Genomic DNA, 18,226 nt, shown 5'->3' with positions numbered 1-18,226 from the left:
GAATGTCACCTAATGCGCCATGAACAGTAAATCCACTCATGAATAGTCATAGACGGTATGAGCAAAATTGATTTCACTGACCTGGACGGCAAGGTCTTGCGCACATTCCTGATCATTCTTCAGGAAAACTCGGTTTCAAAAGCTGCCGACCGGCTTGGTGTGACGCAATCGGCGATAAGCCACACGCTGGCCAAGTTGCGGCGGGTGCTGGGTGATCCCCTGTTTGTACGTTCGGGTCACGGGTTGATGCCAACCGAGCGCGCCTTGTCGCTGAAAGAGCCGGTACAGATTGTGCTGGACGGGATGCGCGGCCTTACCGATGACCGCCCGTTCGACCCGCTGGCAGAAGAAATCAACATTCAGATCGCAGCCAACGACATGCCGCGCGAGCTAATTTTTCCATCGCTGTTGCAAACAACTCGGCGCGAAGGCGTGCGCCTGCGGTTGAGCTTTATTCCGTCGGGTGTTCCCCATGCGGACCTGCTGCGCAATGACCGGTGCCAGTTGATGTTGACCCCGCTGCCGCCAGACGGGCCGGATATCTTTCAGAAACGCGTTCTGATCAGTCCACTCATGATCTATTACGACGCCGATCAGCGCAGCCCGCCAGACAGTTGGCGCGCCTATTGTCAGGCAGATCATGTCGAGGTGCGCTTTGCCGACGGGCGCAGTTCCCGCGCGGTCATGCGCGGTGTGGATCAAAGCCAGATCAGGTCACCCACCGTCATTCTTCCTCATTTCAACGCCATCCCGTCATTTGTGAAAGGCAGCGACCTGATCTCAACCGACACGGCGCTTATGAAATGCGGGCCGCTAGCGGCGCTGGAGTGTGCCCCACTGCCGTTCGAATGTGAGCCCGTTGCGATCTACATGGTGTGGCATCAGCGCTCGGCCAATGATCCGGCCCATCGCTGGTTGCGCAATCGGATCGAGGCTATCGCGGGCAAGCTTCAAGAGTAAACGCGCGGCTAGTCAGAAGCGCGTTTTGACAAGATGCATCAATGTGGCACCCGCCTCGAAATAGGCACGGCGCAGGCCGGTCCAGTTTTCGCGATATTCTGATGCCACAGGCACGGGCAGCTTGGACAGGTCGTTTTGCAACAGGCTCTCGGCCATCAATCGGCCAAAAACGGTGCCGGGCGCAATTCCGCGACCGGAATAGCCGTGCACCGACAAAGCACTGGGACCGATTTGCGTGATCTTGGGGATGTGGTCCAAGGTCATGGCAATCCGCCCGTGCCAGCCCTCAGTCAGCGGCTGCGCTGCAAGCTGCGGATAGAGCTCGGCAAGTTTGCGCCTGATCCATGCCCTATGCACAGAACGGCCTGCATGCCCCAGATCGCCCATGGCTCCGATCACCAAGCGTCCCTCGGTATCCAGACGGAAAGAAGTCATGATCAGCCCGGTGTCCCAACACCCCTCACCCCCCGGCAAGATGCCCGCGCGTATTTCTTCCGGCAGAGGAGAGGTTGCAAATTGGAAATAGTAAATTGGTACATAGTCCGGGGATGAGGCCGTAAGACCCTGATGATACGCGTTGGTAGCCTGGATCACGGATTTGGCGCGGACTGTACCCTGCTGCGTTTTTAGCGTCCAAATCCCTCGGTCGAATTGCATGGTTTCAACCGGGCAGTGCGAAATAATTTGCGCCCCTGCCCCAGCAGCGGCACGCGCCAGACCACGGACGTAGCCAAGCGGTTGGATCGTACCGGCGCGTGGATCGAACAACGCTCCATGGAATGCTGCGCTGCCGGTACGTCGCCCCGCCTGTGGCGCCGACAGGAGTTCAACCGGTGCGCCGGTCGCACTGAGTTGTCCGTGGCGTTTCTGCAAGTCACGCAGCCCCAAAGCGGAATGCGCTAGGTTCAGTGTCCCGTTGCGCACGGGCGCACAGTCGATGCCGTTTTGTTCGATCAGGTCAAAAACCTCTGCCGGAGCCGTTGCCAAAAGGGCGATCAGACGATCCCCGGCTTCATCACCCAGCCGCGCGCGAATATCGGCAGGCGGCAGCCACAGCCCCGCGTTCACCAAGCCAACATTTCGACCTGACCCGCCATGGCCGATATCCTGCGCCTCAAGCAAACACACCGATGCTCCGGAGCGCGCCGCCGTCAAGGCCGCAGAACACCCAGTGTAGCCGCCGCCGATCACGGCCAGATCAACCGTCAGATCATCGGTCAGGGGGTGGCTTTCCACATGCTCTCGGCAGGTTTTCAACCACAGGGATTGGTCGTGGTCAGGCACGCTGAACTCCTTGAATTGGCGCGGATCATCAGGGCTGGATCAGCCGGTGGCAAGGGCTCTTTGATCCTCGCGCCCCATCGATATCAGGAAGGGCTCTGCCTCTTGCAGCGCCTGAAAAGCCGGTTTGTCGGACATCCCGCGCCAATCAGCCAGAACCAGAGACTGCGCCACCGCCCCGCCCAAAGTCGCGCCGGGACCGGTGACGATGAACAGATCTGGCGCAAACTCGCGCGCGGCCGTCTGAATGGCGCGCGTAAAGTCATATGTTTTAGTCACTTGATGGCCAAGCGTATAGTCCCAAAGCGCCCCCGTATCCGTCGCGCCCGGCCACCAGATTTTGCCGCGCCCGTCGATCAGGGGAAGGTCAGGCTGACCAAACATATCGGGCTTCAGACGCGATCGGCCTTTTGCCGCAACCGGGGTCTGCAATGAGGTGTGGAATGCTGCGTGGTTGGCAAGCCGCATCGGAAAGCGATCCTGCACCGTGGGGTGCGCGGCCTCAAAGGCTTTCAGCCCCGCCTCATTCCCGGCAAGCACAAGCATCCCGCCCAAATCAATGGACAGGGCCAGATCACACCCATCGGTTGCGTCTATATCCGCCACATTTGCCAGAAGTTCGGCCTTTCGGGTGGCATCCGCCTGCCAGGTGTCGCCAACGAAGGGATAAACCAATTGCCCGCCGATCAACTGCTCTTGCATCAGCGTTCCCATTGTATTCACAACACGAAACCCGTCTTGCGGAGACAAGGCACCGCCTGCCGCCAGCGCGATGTACCAGCCCATCGAATTGCCCGTGACAGCGACCACATCGATATCTTCGCCCAGCGCCTGAGCGTCCGCCAGCGATGCCGCATAGATCAGGGGTGAGGCCACATCCCCGCGGGAATACTTGCTCACCGTATAACGATCCGCACCATCAAGCGCGGTCACGGTCTCTTGCCCCGCCTCGGCACGGATGGCGTCGAAGCTTTGGAACAGGTCCATCCGCTGCGCGTGATGGCGGTGCAGATAGCCAAGTTCGCGCTTGTTGTAAGTGCCCCGACCGGGACAGATGACGACGGCAGTGCGGGTCATGCGCGGCCTCCGGTTAGCGTGAGCGCGGCCGCGACGATGCTGTCCTTGGAGGGCAACGGGGCGGCATAGGCCGGGCCGGTTGCGATAAAACTATCCTCGGCCACGACACGCGCGATGGGGGTCGATGGGTTTTCTTCCGTAAAGAATGTCATCAGCGCCTCGGACTGACTGCCGGTTCTACGGCATTCATCTACGATCAGAACATGCGCGCAGGGCTTAACGGCCGCACGCAGAGCATCAACCGGCAGCGGCGCAAGCCAGCGCAGGTCAATAACACGGGCTTTTACACCGGCCGCTTCCAGTTCAGGCAGCGCCTGCTTGGACAAGTAATGCCCGTTGCCATAAGTCACGATGGCCAGATCGTTTCCGTCTGCGTGCACGCCTACCTCGCCCAACGCTATACGTTGATCCGCCGAGGGATAGGTCGTCATCCATCCACCATCCTGCGCCTCATGCAGGTCGCGCATCGGATAAAGGGCGATGGGTTCCAGAAACACCACAACCCGCTGCTCCTCACGTGCCAGCCGCACGCATTCACGCAGCATCCGGGCGGCGTCCGCGCCAGTCGATGGGCAGGCGATGACCACACCGGGAATATCGCGCAGCACTGACAGAGAGTTGTCGTTGTGGAAATGCCCGCCGAACCCCTTCTGATAGCCCAGCCCGGCAATCCGCAGCACCATCGGGTTGGTGAACTGCCCGTTCGAGAAAAACGGCAAGGTCGCGGCCTCGCCCCGGATCTGATCTTCGGCATTGTGCAGATAGGCAAGGAATTGGATTTCGGGGATCGGGATGAACCCGTTGTGGCCCATACCAATCGCCAGACCCAGAATGGACTGCTCATCCAGCAGTGTGTCGATCACCCGGTCCGGGCCAAACCGCTGTTGCAGTTTCTGGGTTACGCCATAAACGCCGCCCTTGCGACCAACGTCTTCGCCCATGCAGACAATCTCTGGGTGTTCCAGCATCAGATCGGTCAGAGCCCAGTTGATGAGGCGGCTCATGGATTGAGGGTCGTCCATCGCGCGCATGTCTCCGCCAAAAGCCTTTGCGCGCGCCTCGGGACTTGGGCCGTTGGTCGGTTGACAGGCGCGTTTTGGTGGGATCAGGCTTGCGATCACCTCGGCGGCATTGGCCAGATGCGGGCGTTTTGCTGCCTGCGCCGCAACACGATCGGTGCGTGTACAGGTATCCTCGTAGATTTTCAGCGCCTGCTCGGGCGACAGCGCGCCTGCTTGATCCAGAAGGCGGACCGAGTGCAGCAGAGGATCATTGGCCTCATCGGCCTCGACCTCCGCCTTGGAAAGATAGGTGGTCGGAACATCCGCGCCAGCATGGCCGTAAAGCCGTACGGTTTTCAGGTGCAGGAACGCGGGCTTTCGGCGCGTCCGCACATATTCGGACGCCTCACGCGCAACGGCATAGGTTTCATAGATGTCCAGCCCGTTGGCCTGAAAGTACTTTATCCCCGGTCGATACTCCATCGACGCCTGTATCCAGCCTTTCGGTGTTTTGACCGAGATACCAATCCCGTTATCTTCACACACGAACAGAAGGGGCAGCGGTGTCGACTGCACACTGGTCCAACCGGCGGTGTTGATCGCCCCTTGGGCCGTCGAATGGTTGGCTGATGCGTCCCCAAAAGAACAGATCGCAATCCCATCCTCTGGCAACTCCCGATGCTCGGGGTCATGCCTCCGGGCCGCACCCAGACTATAGGCCGCACCAACCGCCTTGGGCAGATGACTGGCGATGGTCGAAGTCTGCGGTGGGATCATCAACGCTTTGGACCCCAGCACCTTGTGCCGTCCGCCCGAGGTTGGGTCTTCTTTCGAGCATGCAAAACTCAGCAGCATGTCCCATGCAATCTTCTGACCGGGCACCTGTTCGGCCCGGGCGATCTGGAACGCCGCATCCCGGTAGTGAAGAAATGCTATGTCCGTGGGGCGCAGCGCATGCGCGACCGCGGCCATCCCCTCATGCCCGGATGAGCCGATCGTGTAAAACCCCTGCCCCGCTTTTTGCATTGCGCGGCTGGTGCGATCCAATGCCCGGCTGAGGACCTGAGATCGATAGAGCGATACTGCATCCGGGTTGGTCAGACCCGGCCTTGGGGCAACTCCGTCCGGGAAATCGCGTTTTGCGACACGGGTCAGGAAGTTTTCGTGAACGATCTGAGCGCGATCCATGGCCTGTCCCCCGTTCTACTACGGCATGAGTACGGCAATTCTATCTTGGATACCGCCTGCATTCTCAACCGGCCAGCCAAAAGAAAAACCTGTGTTTGTATCGGGCTGGCACCCGGCAATTGCCAGTGATATTCCATTCGAAAGGTATGAGGATTCATCATATGATTGCCCCCCGTCGGTTTCTGCCTTCGATCCCCTCTTTGCTCGCCCTTGAAGCCGTTGACCGCCTTGGTAGCGCCTCAGCTGCCGCCGAAGAGCTGTCGCTGACACAAAGCGCGATCAGCCGGCAACTCAAGTCGATGGAGGAACAGTTGGGGGTGGATCTGATCCAGCGCAGCCAGATGCGTCTGCATCTGACCCCGGCAGCGAAGGAATATGTACAAGTCGCCCGGACAGCACTGACCCAGCTTGCGCAGGCTTCACTGAAACTCAAGGCCAACCCGACCGGCGGGTCCTTGAACCTGTCGATCCTGCCCGCATTTGGCATGCACTGGCTGGCCCCGCGTCTTCAGGATTTTGCCCGCCGCCACCCCGAAGTCACCGTAAATCTGAATACAAGGCTTCGGCCTTTCGATTTCGAATCCGAGCGTTTCGACGCTGCAATTCACTTTGGTCAACGAGACTGGGCCGGAGTGAATTACCTTCCGATAATGCGTGAAGATGTGCTGCCGGTCTGCTCACCCGAACTGCTGCCTGATAACGCGGATGACATCGGCTGGCTGACAACAGCCCCCCTGCTGCACCTTGAGACACGCCCAGACGCCTGGGAAAAATGGTTTGCCGCACAGGGGCGCGCGGTGAGCGGAATACATGGCATGTTGTTCGATCAATTCTCAACCATGGGGCAAGCCACCATCCACGGTCTGGGTGTGGCGCTTCTGCCCAGCTACCTGATTGAGGCCGATCTTGCAGCCGGACGGCTTGTTCCCGCATGGCATGGTCCGGGCGTCAGTCTAGGGAATTTCTATCTTGTCTGGCCACAATCCCGCGCAGAATCCGAACCGCTCCGCTCTTTCCGCACGTGGCTGCAAGGTCAAATTGAAAAGGCCTTGGTCTCGTAAATCTAAGATCGCCTAAAACACTGCGCGGCCTTCGGCCTTTCGTCCTGCGGACGGCAGGCGGGCCAGGCAGGCGCGGGCTTTGCCCGCGCCTGCCTGGCCCAACGGGAGGAGGTGTTTCGCAAGAAACAGTGACGACGGGCGGGAGCATCACCCGGCTTAATCACGCATCCAAGGACCGGGCGATAAGCTCTTTCATGATTTCGTTCGTACCGCCGTAGATCATCTGAACGCGCGCATCCGCATAGAGGCGAGCAATCGGGTATTCCATCATGTAGCCATAGCCACCAAAGAGCTGAAGGCACTCATGCATGATCTCATTCTGCACCTCCGACCCCCAGTATTTCACCATCGACGCCGTCGCTGCATCAAGCACTCCGGCCTCAAGCCGCGCGATGCAATCATTGACAAAGCTGCGCAGGACCTCCGCCTTGGTTTTGCATTCTGCCAGTTTGAACCGGGTGTTCTGGAAATCCATCACCCGCTGCCCGAAGGCCTTGCGCTCTTGCGTGTATTTCACCGTCTCGGCAATTGCGAAATCAATTGCGCCCAGCGCGCCGATGCCGATGGTCAGACGTTCCCAGGGCAATTGGTTCATCATCTGATAAAAGCCCTGACCCTCTTCTGCGCCCAGCAGATTGGTCATCGGGACCTTCACGTCCTCAAAGAACAGCTCGGCGGTGTCATTGGCTTTCATACCCAGTTTCTTCAGGTTGCGCCCCTTACGGAAACCCTCAGCACCTTCGGTTTCGACGGCGATCAGCGAAACACCCTTAGAACCCAGCGTCTTGTCGGTCTTACACGCCACAAGGATCAAGTCCGCGGATTGTCCATTGGTAATGAAAATCTTGGACCCATTTAAACGGTAAGAGTTGCCATCTTTGTCTGCGGTCGTACGAATGGCTTGTACATCCGAACCGGTTCCGGGCTCGGTCATGGCCAGTGCGCCGACCATCTCACCTGATGCGAGTTTTGGAAGCCATTTCGACTTTTGATCCTCGCTGCCATAGGCATTGATGTAGTGGACGACAATGGACTGGATCGCGTATCCCCAGCCCGAGTCGCCGTGAGAAGACTGCGCGTACATCGTGACAGCATCAAAGCCGATTCCGCCGCCTACACCGCCATAGGTCTCGGGAATCGCACCGGCCATCAGACCCATGTCACCGGCCTTGCGCCACATGTCGCGGTCCACCGCTCCGTTTTCGATCCAGCGGTCGATATTGGGAACCAGTTCATCTTCCATGAACCGGTCTGCCATTTCGGTGAACATTCGGTGTTCGTCGGTCACCCAACTTGCGGTCGCGGTAAACAGCGTCATACGGCTTTCTCCCCAAAATCTTGTTGCGGTCAAATTAGCGTTGAAGGCGGCGCAATCCAATCCAACCAACGCCCGGAAACGCAACGTTCTTTCAGAGATATTATCCGGTTCAGGCCAGGGCGGCGTTCAGCAAAACCTCAGCGGCGGCCTTCGCATGCTGCGCCGGTTCATAGGACTTCAGAAAAACCGCCGTCACAATTGCGCCTTCCTGCAACAGAAAAATCTGGCAGGCCAAGTCGTCCGGGTCGCGCGCCCCGGTCTTGCGCGCCAGATCAGTCAAATAATTCAGAATAATTTTCTTATGCTCAGCCGATTGCTTGTGGATCGGATGAGCCACATCCTGAAACTCTGCTCCGGCCTTGATGAACATACATCCGCGATATTCTTTCTCGTGGAACCACTCGTTCAACGCGTCAAAACTGGCAAGCAACTGACCGGCAGGCGTGTCCGCAAGCTCGTTCACGCGGCGGAAAAGGTTTTCGCAAAACTCTTCATCGCGCAATTTCAGAACCGCGAGAATCAGGTCCTCTTTGGTGCGGAAGTGTTTGTACATCGAGGTTTTGGACACGCCCGTTTCAACCACAAGTTTATCCATGCCGGTCGCGTGAAAGCCGTACCGGTAAAAAACCTTCAAAGCCTTCCTAACCAGTTCATCACGTTTGTTTGGGCGCATTTACGGGCTCCTGAGTGTACAGATCAGTACATAATACGCTAGGGCCGTTTAGACAACCTTCAAGGGAACACGGAAATACATCCAAATAAGACTTGCAAAGGTTTACCGATCTGTACATATTAATACCAGGATGTACCGATCTGTTAACCTTGGAGCGATCAGATGAGACGACATGCCAGCCTTTTCTCCCCTCAATACGTCCCCTTTCTGCTGACCGTCGCCATGATTGCCGCCGCACTCACATAAAAGACCACAGGATGACTCGCCCCCCTCTCCCCCCCTCCACGTGGGACGGTGCCATGCAAAGGGTTCGCATGGCAGAAACCGCGTGGAACGGCCGCGATGCGGATGTGGTGACACCGGATGTTTCGGACGACAGTGAACTGGGAAACCGGACCGAATTCCTAAGCGTGCACAAGGCCGCCCAAGCCCTTTTGCCCCGCGTTTGGAACACGGAACAAGACGACCGGTTGATCAAGGAACTGTGGGACAATTCCGGTAACCGCATCGCGGCACGTATTCTTTACGAGTTGCCCGGTAAGAACGAACAGCGGTTAAGGCATTGCGGCAGTGAAGAGTGCGAACTTGCTGCGAAGGGCCGCCCCCACCACTGGACGCAAAATCCCAGACCCGAAGACCGCCCCAGCTTTCATGCGCTGGGTCACTAAAAGGAAACTACATGCCGCGCGCTTTCTCGGAACTCACCTTCACTCCCGCCGTCCGGGCGCATCAGGAAAGGATGGGTTCGGCCAGAACCTACGCAAAGTTCATCGAGGGCGGCCCGCAACAGGGTCACCAGATCGGTGCGGCAGAAAAGGCATTTATCGAAGCGCGCGACGGGTTTTACCAGTCTACCGTTTCTGAAACGGGTTGGCCGTATGTCCAGTATCGCGGCGGGCCGGTTGGGTTTCTCAAGGTTCTGGGTTCGCAGACCATCGGGTACGCTGATCTTTCGGGAAACAAACAATATATCTCGCGCGGGAATCTGGACGGCAATGATCGCATTGCCATGATCCTGATGGACTATGCCAACCAGCAGCGCCTCAAGATTCTTGGGCGCGTGGAATTCACCGAAGGCGAAGCCGCGGCGACCAGCCTTTACCCCGAGGGTGCTGAAACCCCCGCCGAACGCGCCGCGATCATCCGGGTCGAAGCCTTGGATTGGAACTGCCCGCGCCACATCACGCCCCGGTTTACCGAAGACGAACTGCGCCCTCACCTGAATGCGCTTGGACAGCAACTGCAACAGCTTCAGGTCGAGAACGAAAAACTAAAGCAACAACTGGCACAACGGTCCTGACCCCATCACGCCTTCGGGAAACGGCCACAACAGACAAAAGGAGCCTCATCATGCTGCGTTCTGCGATAAATGCCGCCAGCCTCTTTCTGATTGGATCGTTGCTGACGGTGGCTGCCCTGATGGTTGCGTTCTTCGCCTCACCCGAAGCGGTGCGCACATCGCCGCCCATTCTGTATGACTCGCTGTTGCTCGACCAACTGACACAGAAATAATCCGCAACCACATTTGACAGAAAACTGACGCGGCCCCTTGACCTTCCTGTGACTGGAACCCCCATGTGGAGGGTGAACGTGACAATAGGATGAGTCGGATGGCCGCGCCGCAAACAACGCAATTAAAAATCTCCGGTATGGGCTGCGCCTCTTGCGTGGGGCGGGTGGAGTCCGCATTGCAGACTGTGCCCGGTGTGTCCGGCGCATCGGTCAATTTCGCGACGGAAACCGCTCAGGTCACCCATGACGGTCAGATCAGCGCCTTGATTGATGCTCTGTCGGGCGCGGGCTATCCTGCGGCAACGCGGCAAACGACCCTGAATATCGATGGGATGAGTTGCGCCTCGTGCGTGTCGAGGATCGAACGCAGCTTAAAGGCCGACCCGGCCGTGATTGACGCCCGTGTCAACCTGGCCACGGAAAGCGCCCAGATTACCTTTGTTGAAGGGGCAACAGAACCGAAAGCCCTCGCGCAACGTTGTAAGGATGCAGGGTATTCGGCGCGCGTGGCAGAGGGTGCCGATGTCCAGACTGATGACGCCAAATCCGAAGAAGCCCGCGCGCTGAACCGGTCTACGATAATCGCCGCCGCGCTGGCCTTGCCTGTGTTCGTGCTTGAGATGGGCGGCCACATGATTCCCGCTTTCCACCACTGGATTCACGCGACCATTGGCACTCAAAACAGCCATTTGATTCAATTTGCGCTGACATCGGTGCTGTTGCTGGGGCCGGGGCGTGTGTTCTACGAAAAAGGCATCCCGTCCCTGCTGCACAGATCACCGGATATGAACGCGCTGGTGGCGCTGGGGACCGGGGCGGCTTACCTGTTCTCGGTCACCGCAACCTTTGCGCCGCAGATCTTGCCGGAAGGCAGCGCCAACGTGTATTTCGAGGCCGCCTCGGTCATCGTCGTCCTCATCCTTCTGGGCCGCGCGATGGAGGCCCGGGCGAAAGGCCGGACCGGGGCCGCGATCCGCAAGCTGGTGGGGCTGCAGCCCAAGTCCGCGCGGGTCGAGGTGGACGGCGCGTTTATTGATCGTCCAATCGCTGACATCTCGATCGGTGACATCCTGCAAATCCGTCCCGGTGAACGGGTGCCCGTGGATGGCGACGTGCTGGAAGGTTCCTCCTATGTTGATGAAAGCATGATCACGGGTGAACCTATTCCCGTCGGAAAAGAGCGCTCGGATCAGGTCGTCGGCGGCACTGTAAACGGGACCGGCGCATTGCGGGTCCGCGCCACGCGGGTCGGGGCTGATACAGTGTTGGCCCAGGTCATCCGCATGGTGGAACAGGCGCAGGGGGCCAAGCTGCCGATCCAGGGGCTGGTCGACCGAATAACCGCGTGGTTCGTGCCAATCGTAATCGCCATATCTCTGTTGACGCTCATGGTTTGGCTGGTCTTTGGCCCCGCACCAGCGCTGCCAATGGCGCTTGTAACCGGAGTTTCCGTTCTGATCATTGCCTGCCCCTGCGCGATGGGGCTTGCAACACCAACTTCGATCATGGTCGGAACTGGGCGCGCGGCAGAGCTTGGGGTCCTGTTCCGCAAGGGCGACGCGTTGCAACAGTTGCAACAGGCCAGAGTGATCGCGCTGGACAAGACCGGAACCTTGACGCTGGGGCGGCCCGAACTGGAGCATGTGTCCCCTGTCAATGGATTTAACCGCGAAGACGTCCTGCGATTGGCTGCCGCGGTCGAGGCCCGGTCAGAGCATCCCATTGCCACGGCAATCACTCGCGCAGGACCAGCGGATTTGCCCAACGTGTCGGAATTTGAGTCCCTGACCGGGCTGGGCGTCCGGGCCAAGGTCGCAGGGCGCGACCTGCTGATCGGCTCGCCCCGCCTTATGGCACAGAACGGCATTGATCTGGCCGCATTGACGGCGGAGGCCGATCACAGGGCCAGCGAAGGGGCGACCCCCCTGTTTGTTGCCATTGACGGTAAGGCGGCGGCGCTGCTGACGGTATCGGACCCGATAAAACCCGGTACACGGGACGCGCTGGAACGGCTGCACGCGATGGGTCTGAAACTGGCGATGATAACAGGTGACAACGCACGTACTGCGCAAGCGTTGGCAGAGAAGCTTGGTATCGACGATGTCACGGCCGAAGTTTTGCCAGATGGCAAGCTGGCCGCAATCACTGCGTTGCGCGACAGGTTTGGTGCACTGGCTTTTGTCGGCGACGGGATCAACGACGCCCCGGCGCTGGCAGCGGCAGATGTCGGTGTGGCCATCGGCACCGGCACTGATGTTGCGATTGAAACAGCGGATGTCGTTCTGATGTCCGGCGATCTTCGCGGCGCAGCCAATGCGGTTGAAATCAGCCGCCGCACGATGCGCAACATCCGCCAAAACCTCGGTTGGGCCTTTGGCTACAACATATTGCTGATCCCTGTGGCAGCTGGGGTGCTTTACCCGCTCAGCGGACAGCTTTTGTCACCCGCGTTAGCCGCCGGGGCGATGGCGTTGTCCAGCGTTTTCGTGGTGTCCAATGCGTTGCGTCTACGTCGTGTCCGGGCCACCTTACCGGTGGCAAAACAGGACCAAGCTTCGCAAGCGGTGGCGACATGAATATTGGAGACGTTGCAACCCAAACCGGCCTGCCCGCCAAGACCATCCGGTATTACGAGGATATCGGTCTGATCAAACCCCTGCGCGACGAAAACGGCTATCGTCGATTTCGCGAACAGGATGTGCACAAACTGAATTTCCTGGGCCGCGCCCGCGCACTTGGGTTCACGATCGAAGATTGCCGCACCCTGCTTGCACTCTACGAGGATGAAACCCGGGCCAGTGCGGATGTCAAAAAGGTTGCCCGGGCGCATCTGGCACAGATCGAAGCCAAGATTTCCGACCTGAACGCCATGCGCGACACGTTGGGGCATCTGATCGACGCCTGTGCTGGCGATGACCGTCCCGATTGTCCTATCCTGCAGGATTTGGGCGGCAAGCCATAACGCGGGGTTGCTCTTTGCGCGTGGCTTTGATTTGTCTCGGGCGGAAAATCTAGCCTTCTTAACCAGATGGGCTTCGGATAGCAAAGAGGATCGACAAATGGCAAAAGTCGCGTTTTTGGGTCTGGGTGTCATGGGCTATCCCATGGCCGGGCACCTTCAGGCCGCCGGTCACGACGTAACCGTGTACAACCGCACGACCGCGAAGGCCGAAGCCTGGGTCGCGGAACACGGTGGCTCCATGGGCAAAACGCCAGCCGAGGCCGCCCAGGGTGCTGAGATCGTTTTTGCCTGTGTCGGCAATGATGACGATCTGCGCGCTGTGTGCACGGGCGAGGCAGGGGCTTTTGACGCCATGGCAGAAGGCGCGATTTTTGTCGATCACACCACGGTTTCCGCGCAGGTGACGCGGGAGCTCTATGCTCAAGCCAAGGCACAGGGGCTGGCGTTTGTAGACGCCCCGATATCCGGCGGACAGGCCGGGGCCGAGAATGCGATTCTGTCGATCATGTGCGGTGGTGATCAGGCGACCTATGAAGCGATAGAGCCGGTGATGGCGGTTTATTCGAAAATCTGCCGTCGGATCGGCGAAAGCGGTGCCGGGCAGCTGACCAAAATGTGTAATCAGATCGCCATCGCGGGCGTGGTTCAAGGTCTCAGCGAAGCGTTGCATTTCGCCGAAAAGGCCGGGTTGGACGGCCGCGCGGTGATTGAGGTCATCAGCCAGGGGGCCGCTGGCAGCTGGCAAATGGTAAATCGGCACGAGACGATGCTGGACGACCATTTCGACCATGGCTTTGCAGTGGACTGGATGCGCAAGGATCTTGGAATTTGCCTGGATGAGGCAAACGAGAACGGTGCGTCTCTGCCGCTGACGGCGCTGGTCGATCAATTCTACAAAGACGTGCAGAAGCTGGGCGGCGGACGGTGGGATACATCCTCGTTGATCAAACGGCTGCGCGCGGTGGGGTGATGGCACTCGGGGCGGTAAGGCCCCTGAAGTGCTCACAGTAAGGTTCAGGGCCAAAAGAGGACAGCAAAGCGTATGAGCGACATGACTGCATTCTGGGCGGATGCTCTGCGCGCCCATTGGGGGCTGGACGCCAAATTGACGCGGCTGGATGGCGAATATGACCTCAACTATTTGGTTCGGGCCACCAACGGCCAGGACTATGTGCTGAAGGTCATGCGCCCGGGATGCGCGGAAGAGGTCGTCGACCTGCAAATCAAGGCCTTGGCCCATATCGCCACAGAGGCGCCGGGTCTGCCGTTTCCCCAGGTTTACCCGGACCTTAACGGATTATTGCTGCCAGAGATTCCTGATGCCGAGGGACAGACGCGGTTGGTCTGGTTGCTCGAATGCTTGCCGGGGCGGTGCTATGCCACCGCTGCGCCAAAGTCTGAGGCATTGATCCTGAAACTAGGCCGCGTCTTGGGTGCAACCGACAAGGCGCTTGAGCGGTTCGCGCATGACGGGTTGCATCGCGCCGATTTCAAATGGGACCTGACGCAAGCGGGTTGGATTTCTGATCATCTTGATGCGATCAACAATCCTGCCCGCCGGTCTCTGCTGTCAGACATTTGCGACAGGTTCAATGCGATTTCGGATGCGTTGGAGGGATTGTCCAAACAGGCCATCCACAATGATGCCAATGATTACAACATCCTGGTTGACGGTGAACTGGGTCAGCGCCAAAGCGTGTCGGGCCTGATCGATCTTGGTGACATGTGCGCCGCACCGCGTGTCTGCGAACTTGCAATTGCGGGGGCCTACATCGTTCTGGATCACCCCAAACCGGAACGTGCACTTGCCGCTTTGGTGCGCGGATACCATGCCGCCAATCGGCTGCGACCTGATGAGGTCGACCTGATATGGCCGCTTCTGCGGATGCGGCTGGCGGTATCCGTTGTGAATTCGACCCTGATGGCGGCAGAGAACCCGGACGACCCATATGTGATTGTCAGTCAGGCCGCAGCTTGGCGCTTTCTTGAGAATACGGGTGTGAATGGCGACCTCATGGCGGCGCGGCTGCGCACGGCCTGTCATTTGCCTGTGACGGACGGTGCGCAGCGTATCCACGCCTATCTGTCCGAGCATCGTGGCCAATTTGCCCAGATGTTCGGTCAGGATCTGAATGATGCGCCAATGGGTTCCCTCTCTGTCGAAAACTCAACCTGGCCGCAAAACCCGTTCCACATGCCGCTGGACGAAGCCGCACACGTGGGTGAGGAATTCGGCGACGGTCTGTGGCTGGGCTATTACAATGAACCGCGACTGATCTACACCGAAACCGGCTTTCGCAAGGGGCCGTGGAAGGCCTCGGACCGGCGCACCGTTCACCTGGCAGTGGACGTGTTTGCGCCCGCAGGAACCGTTCTGCACGCCCCGATGAGCGGTCGCGTCGAAGCGGTTGAGAACCGCGATGCGCATCTGGATTATGGCGGCGTCGTGATCCTGCATCATGAGACGCCGGAAGGTGATCCTTTCTATACGCTCTATGGCCACCTTGACCCAGAGGTCTGCGGCAGGCTGAAACACGGTGATCCGGTAGCGCAGGGTGCGGCTTTTGCCCAGCTTGGGGATGCCAGTCAAAACGGAGGCTGGGCACCGCACGTACATTTTCAACTGGCGCTGACCACAGATGGAATGCAGGCAGATTGGCCGGGTGTTGCTGATCCGGATGAACTGGACCTGTGGCACGCGGTTTGCCCCAATCCGGCGGCGTTGCTGAACCTGCCGGACGACAAAGTGTTCTATCAGCCGACCGACAAACAGGCGATCCTGCAAGGGCGGCGGGACCATTTCGGCGGCAACCTCAGCCTGACCTATGACGAACCGGTCATGCTGGTACGCGGTTGGAGGCATCACCTGTTCGACGAATGGGGTCGACCTTATCTCGACGCCTATAACAACGTCCCCCACGTGGGCCACGCACATCCGCGCATTCAGGCGGTGGCGGCGGATCAGCTAAAGCGGATGAACTCCAACACCCGGTATCTGCACCCCGCGCAAACGGCCTTTGCCGACAAGGTGCTTTCCAAACTGCCCGATCACCTCGAGGTCTGCTTCTTTGTCAACTCCGGGACCGAGGCGAACGAGCTGGCCCTGCGCCTGGCCCGCGCCCATACCGGGGCCAAGGGGATCGTTACACCGGATCACGGCTATCACGGCAACACCAACGCAGCCGTTGCGATTTCGGCTTACAAATTCAACAAGCCGGGCGGGATCGGTCAGGCCGACTGGGTCGAACTGGTTGAGGTCGCCGATGACTATCGCGGGTCGTTCGAACGCAACGATCCGGAACGCGCCGAAAAGTTTGCGAACCTTGTGGATCCGGCGATTGCCGCATTGCAGGCCAAGGGGCACGGGGTTGCGGGTTTCATTGCAGAAACTTTTCCTTCGGTCGGCGGGCAGATCATTCCTCCGACAGGCTACCTGCCCGCTGTCTACGAAAAAATCCGTGCCGCTGGGGGTGTCTGCATTGCTGACGAAGTGCAGACAGGACTTGGACGTTTAGGCGAATACTATTTTGGCTTCGAACACCAGGGCGCGCTGCCGGATATCGTTGTTTTGGGCAAACCCATTGGCAACGGGCATCCGATGGGCGTGCTGGTTACAACAAAAGAAATCGCGCGGAGTTTTGACAACGGGATCGAGTTCTTCTCGACCTTCGGCGGTTCGACCCTTTCCTGCCGGATCGGCAAAGAGGTTTTGGACATCGTGGATGACGAAGGCTTGCAGGACAACGCATGCATTATGGGTACGCGCCTGATGGACGGGTTGCGCCAGATTGAGGCCGATTTCGGATGTGTCGGCGATGTTCGCGGGATGGGTCTGTTTCTTGGGGTCGAATTGATCAACCCCGATGGATCAGAGGGCTCCGAGATTTGCAAATACGTCAAAAACCGGATGCGCGATCACCGCATTCTGATCGGCAGCGAAGGGCCGAAAGACAACATTCTGAAAATTCGACCGCCCTTGACCATCGAGAGCGAAGATGTGGATATGATCCTTTGGGCCTTGCGTGACGTTCTCAGCGAGGTTGGTGACTACGCGCCCGCCCCGGCCTGCGATCATGACCATCACCATTCAGGTTGTGGATGTTGCTGAAGAACAAACCCACCCCGCGAGGAACGTGCGCTTACTTTGTCAGGATCAACTTACCGGCGCGGGTGATGCGCAGGGTGTACAGCTGGTCGCCCAGTTCAATATGGGCCAGCTTGCCGCCTTTGGTCAGATCTTCTGCTTTGTGGGCAGGCAGCATTGATACTGCATAATGTTGGCCGGGATTCGGGTTCTGTACATTCATCAGGACAACTCCAGAGATTCTCAGGCGAAATGCCTTGGTCTGTTCGCGTTACTGTTTCTGGCTGACCCTGATGGGTTGGCTGCGGTTTGCCGCTAATCTGATTAAATTAGTCAGGTTAGTCAAGACCTGCTTCTGATAATTCCCACGCCCAGTGCGATTGTGCCGGGATATCAATCAGGATACGTCTTGGCCCGAGCAAAATTCACGAGGACTCTGATGACTGCAACAATCATGTTCGATCTGGACGGTACACTTGTCGACAGCCTGCCGGACATCGCGGCAGCCGCAAACAGTATGTTGCAGGATATTGGTGTCGAACCCCTGCCGCAGGACCGTATCAAGCAGTTTGTAGGCAAGGGCCTGCCCAACCTAGTGGAACGCGTAATTCACCATTGCGGGTTGCCGATGGAAAATCACGGCGATCTTACCCAACGAACCCTGGCGCATTACAACGCCGTCTCAAGCGATAAAACCGTCACATATCCCGGGGTGCTGGAAGCCCTTGGTCAACTGCGCGACATGGGTTGTGTTATGGGAATCTGCACCAACAAACCCGAGGGCCCGGCGCGCCACGTGCTCGACGCGCTGGGGCTGGCCCCGCATTTCGATACTGTCATAGGGGGGGACAGCCTGCGTACACGCAAACCGGACACTGCCCATCTTGAGGCCAGCTTTGCGGCAGTCACGTCTGCCGGCCCCAGGATATTTGTCGGCGACAGTGAGGTGGATGCCGAAACTGCGCAGCGCGCGCAGGTGCCGTTCCTGTTGTTTACAGAGGGGTATCGCAAATCTCCGATCTCCGAGATTCCGCATACCGCAAGCTATAGCGACTCATTGAAACTGCCAGCGCTTGTCATGCAAATCCTCGCCTCGACAAAGTAAAACG

Annotated in this window: 16 protein-coding genes; 10 read left to right on the top strand and 6 right to left on the bottom strand. The window is 58.7% G+C overall.

Translation table 11 applies throughout. From position 1 onward, the window contains the following. Nucleotides 1–57: 57 nt before the first annotated feature. Nucleotides 58–960 (top strand): LysR family transcriptional regulator, encoded by a 903-nt coding sequence (locus tag LCM21_RS17180; protein WP_224891699.1) that lies wholly within the window; start codon nucleotides 58–60, stop codon nucleotides 958–960. Nucleotides 961–972: 12 nt separating this feature from the next. Here LCM21_RS17180 and LCM21_RS17175 read toward each other — a convergent pair whose 3' ends face one another. From LCM21_RS17175 to LCM21_RS17165, 3 genes are read right to left on the bottom strand one after another with little or no spacing between them, the layout of a single operon-like run. Beyond that, nucleotides 973–2,244 carry an NAD(P)/FAD-dependent oxidoreductase gene (locus LCM21_RS17175; protein ID WP_224891698.1) on the bottom strand — a complete coding sequence of 424 codons (1,272 nt, stop codon included), beginning with the start codon at nucleotides 2,242–2,244 and terminating at the stop codon, nucleotides 973–975. 39 nt (nucleotides 2,245–2,283) lie between these two features. Then, entirely contained in the window at nucleotides 2,284–3,318 is a 1,035-nt protein-coding gene (locus tag LCM21_RS17170) for an ACP S-malonyltransferase (RefSeq protein ID WP_224891697.1), read from the bottom strand. Next, nucleotides 3,315–5,507, bottom strand: a complete 2,193-nt coding sequence (locus LCM21_RS17165; RefSeq protein WP_224891696.1) for a dehydrogenase E1 component subunit alpha/beta — start codon at nucleotides 5,505–5,507, stop codon at nucleotides 3,315–3,317. The genes LCM21_RS17170 and LCM21_RS17165 overlap by 4 nt, the downstream gene beginning before the upstream one ends. A 161-nt stretch (nucleotides 5,508–5,668) precedes the next feature. Between LCM21_RS17165 and LCM21_RS17160 the strand changes: the two genes are divergently transcribed. Then, nucleotides 5,669–6,568, top strand: a complete 900-nt coding sequence (locus LCM21_RS17160; RefSeq protein ID WP_224891695.1) for a LysR substrate-binding domain-containing protein — start codon at nucleotides 5,669–5,671, stop codon at nucleotides 6,566–6,568. Between the two features lie 160 nt (nucleotides 6,569–6,728). On the opposite strand, the gene LCM21_RS17155 is transcribed toward LCM21_RS17160, so the two are convergent. Both LCM21_RS17155 and LCM21_RS17150 read right to left on the bottom strand, forming a co-directional pair. After that, nucleotides 6,729–7,886 carry an acyl-CoA dehydrogenase family protein gene (locus LCM21_RS17155; RefSeq protein WP_224891694.1) on the bottom strand — a complete coding sequence of 386 codons (1,158 nt, stop codon included), beginning with the start codon at nucleotides 7,884–7,886 and terminating at the stop codon, nucleotides 6,729–6,731. 109 nt (nucleotides 7,887–7,995) lie between these two features. Then, the gene (locus LCM21_RS17150; protein ID WP_224891693.1) at nucleotides 7,996–8,559 is read right to left on the bottom strand and encodes a TetR/AcrR family transcriptional regulator; all 564 of its coding nucleotides are present in this window, start codon (nucleotides 8,557–8,559) and stop codon (nucleotides 7,996–7,998) included. A gap of 257 nt (nucleotides 8,560–8,816) precedes the next feature. Here LCM21_RS17150 and LCM21_RS17145 point away from each other — a divergent pair, with 257 nt between their 5' ends. The 7 genes from LCM21_RS17145 (at nucleotide 8,817) to LCM21_RS17115 (ending at nucleotide 17,141) form a co-directional block, all read left to right on the top strand. Further along, on the top strand, nucleotides 8,817–9,227 hold the full coding sequence (locus LCM21_RS17145; protein ID WP_224891692.1) for a DUF1348 family protein: 411 nt from the start codon (nucleotides 8,817–8,819) through the stop codon (nucleotides 9,225–9,227). Nucleotides 9,228–9,238: 11 nt separating this feature from the next. Further along, complete coding sequence (locus LCM21_RS17140) at nucleotides 9,239–9,859, top strand: pyridoxamine 5'-phosphate oxidase family protein (RefSeq protein ID WP_224891691.1); 621 nt, start codon at nucleotides 9,239–9,241, stop codon at nucleotides 9,857–9,859. A 50-nt stretch (nucleotides 9,860–9,909) separates the two neighbouring features. Further along, a complete protein-coding gene (locus LCM21_RS17135) occupies nucleotides 9,910–10,071 on the top strand; it encodes a hypothetical protein (protein ID WP_224891690.1) in 162 nt (53 codons plus the stop codon). Nucleotides 10,072–10,169: 98 nt separating this feature from the next. Beyond that, nucleotides 10,170–12,647 carry a heavy metal translocating P-type ATPase gene (locus LCM21_RS17130; protein ID WP_224891689.1) on the top strand — a complete coding sequence of 826 codons (2,478 nt, stop codon included), beginning with the start codon at nucleotides 10,170–10,172 and terminating at the stop codon, nucleotides 12,645–12,647. Then, nucleotides 12,644–13,033 carry a Cu(I)-responsive transcriptional regulator gene (gene cueR, locus LCM21_RS17125; RefSeq protein WP_068339383.1) on the top strand — a complete coding sequence of 130 codons (390 nt, stop codon included), beginning with the start codon at nucleotides 12,644–12,646 and terminating at the stop codon, nucleotides 13,031–13,033. The genes LCM21_RS17130 and cueR overlap by 4 nt, the downstream gene beginning before the upstream one ends. Then, complete coding sequence (locus LCM21_RS17120; RefSeq protein WP_263619043.1) at nucleotides 12,984–14,003, top strand: NAD(P)-dependent oxidoreductase; 1,020 nt, start codon at nucleotides 12,984–12,986, stop codon at nucleotides 14,001–14,003. The genes cueR and LCM21_RS17120 overlap by 50 nt, the downstream gene beginning before the upstream one ends. A 72-nt stretch (nucleotides 14,004–14,075) precedes the next feature. Beyond that, a complete protein-coding gene (locus LCM21_RS17115) occupies nucleotides 14,076–17,141 on the top strand; it encodes an aminotransferase class III-fold pyridoxal phosphate-dependent enzyme (RefSeq protein ID WP_224891688.1) in 3,066 nt (1,021 codons plus the stop codon). A gap of 31 nt (nucleotides 17,142–17,172) precedes the next feature. On the opposite strand, the gene hemP is transcribed toward LCM21_RS17115, so the two are convergent. Beyond that, complete coding sequence (hemP, locus tag LCM21_RS17110) at nucleotides 17,173–17,340, bottom strand: hemin uptake protein HemP (protein ID WP_082677529.1); 168 nt, start codon at nucleotides 17,338–17,340, stop codon at nucleotides 17,173–17,175. Nucleotides 17,341–17,556: 216 nt separating this feature from the next. On the opposite strand from hemP, the gene gph reads away from it, so the two are divergent. Then, on the top strand, nucleotides 17,557–18,222 hold the full coding sequence (gene gph, locus LCM21_RS17105; RefSeq protein ID WP_224891687.1) for a phosphoglycolate phosphatase: 666 nt from the start codon (nucleotides 17,557–17,559) through the stop codon (nucleotides 18,220–18,222). Nucleotides 18,223–18,226: the final 4 nt, after the last annotated feature.

The sequence above is a fragment of the Ruegeria profundi genome (assembly GCF_020171505.1).
Lineage (GTDB): Bacteria > Pseudomonadota > Alphaproteobacteria > Rhodobacterales > Rhodobacteraceae > Ruegeria > Ruegeria profundi.
This window is presented reverse-complemented; position numbering and strand designations above follow the sequence as displayed.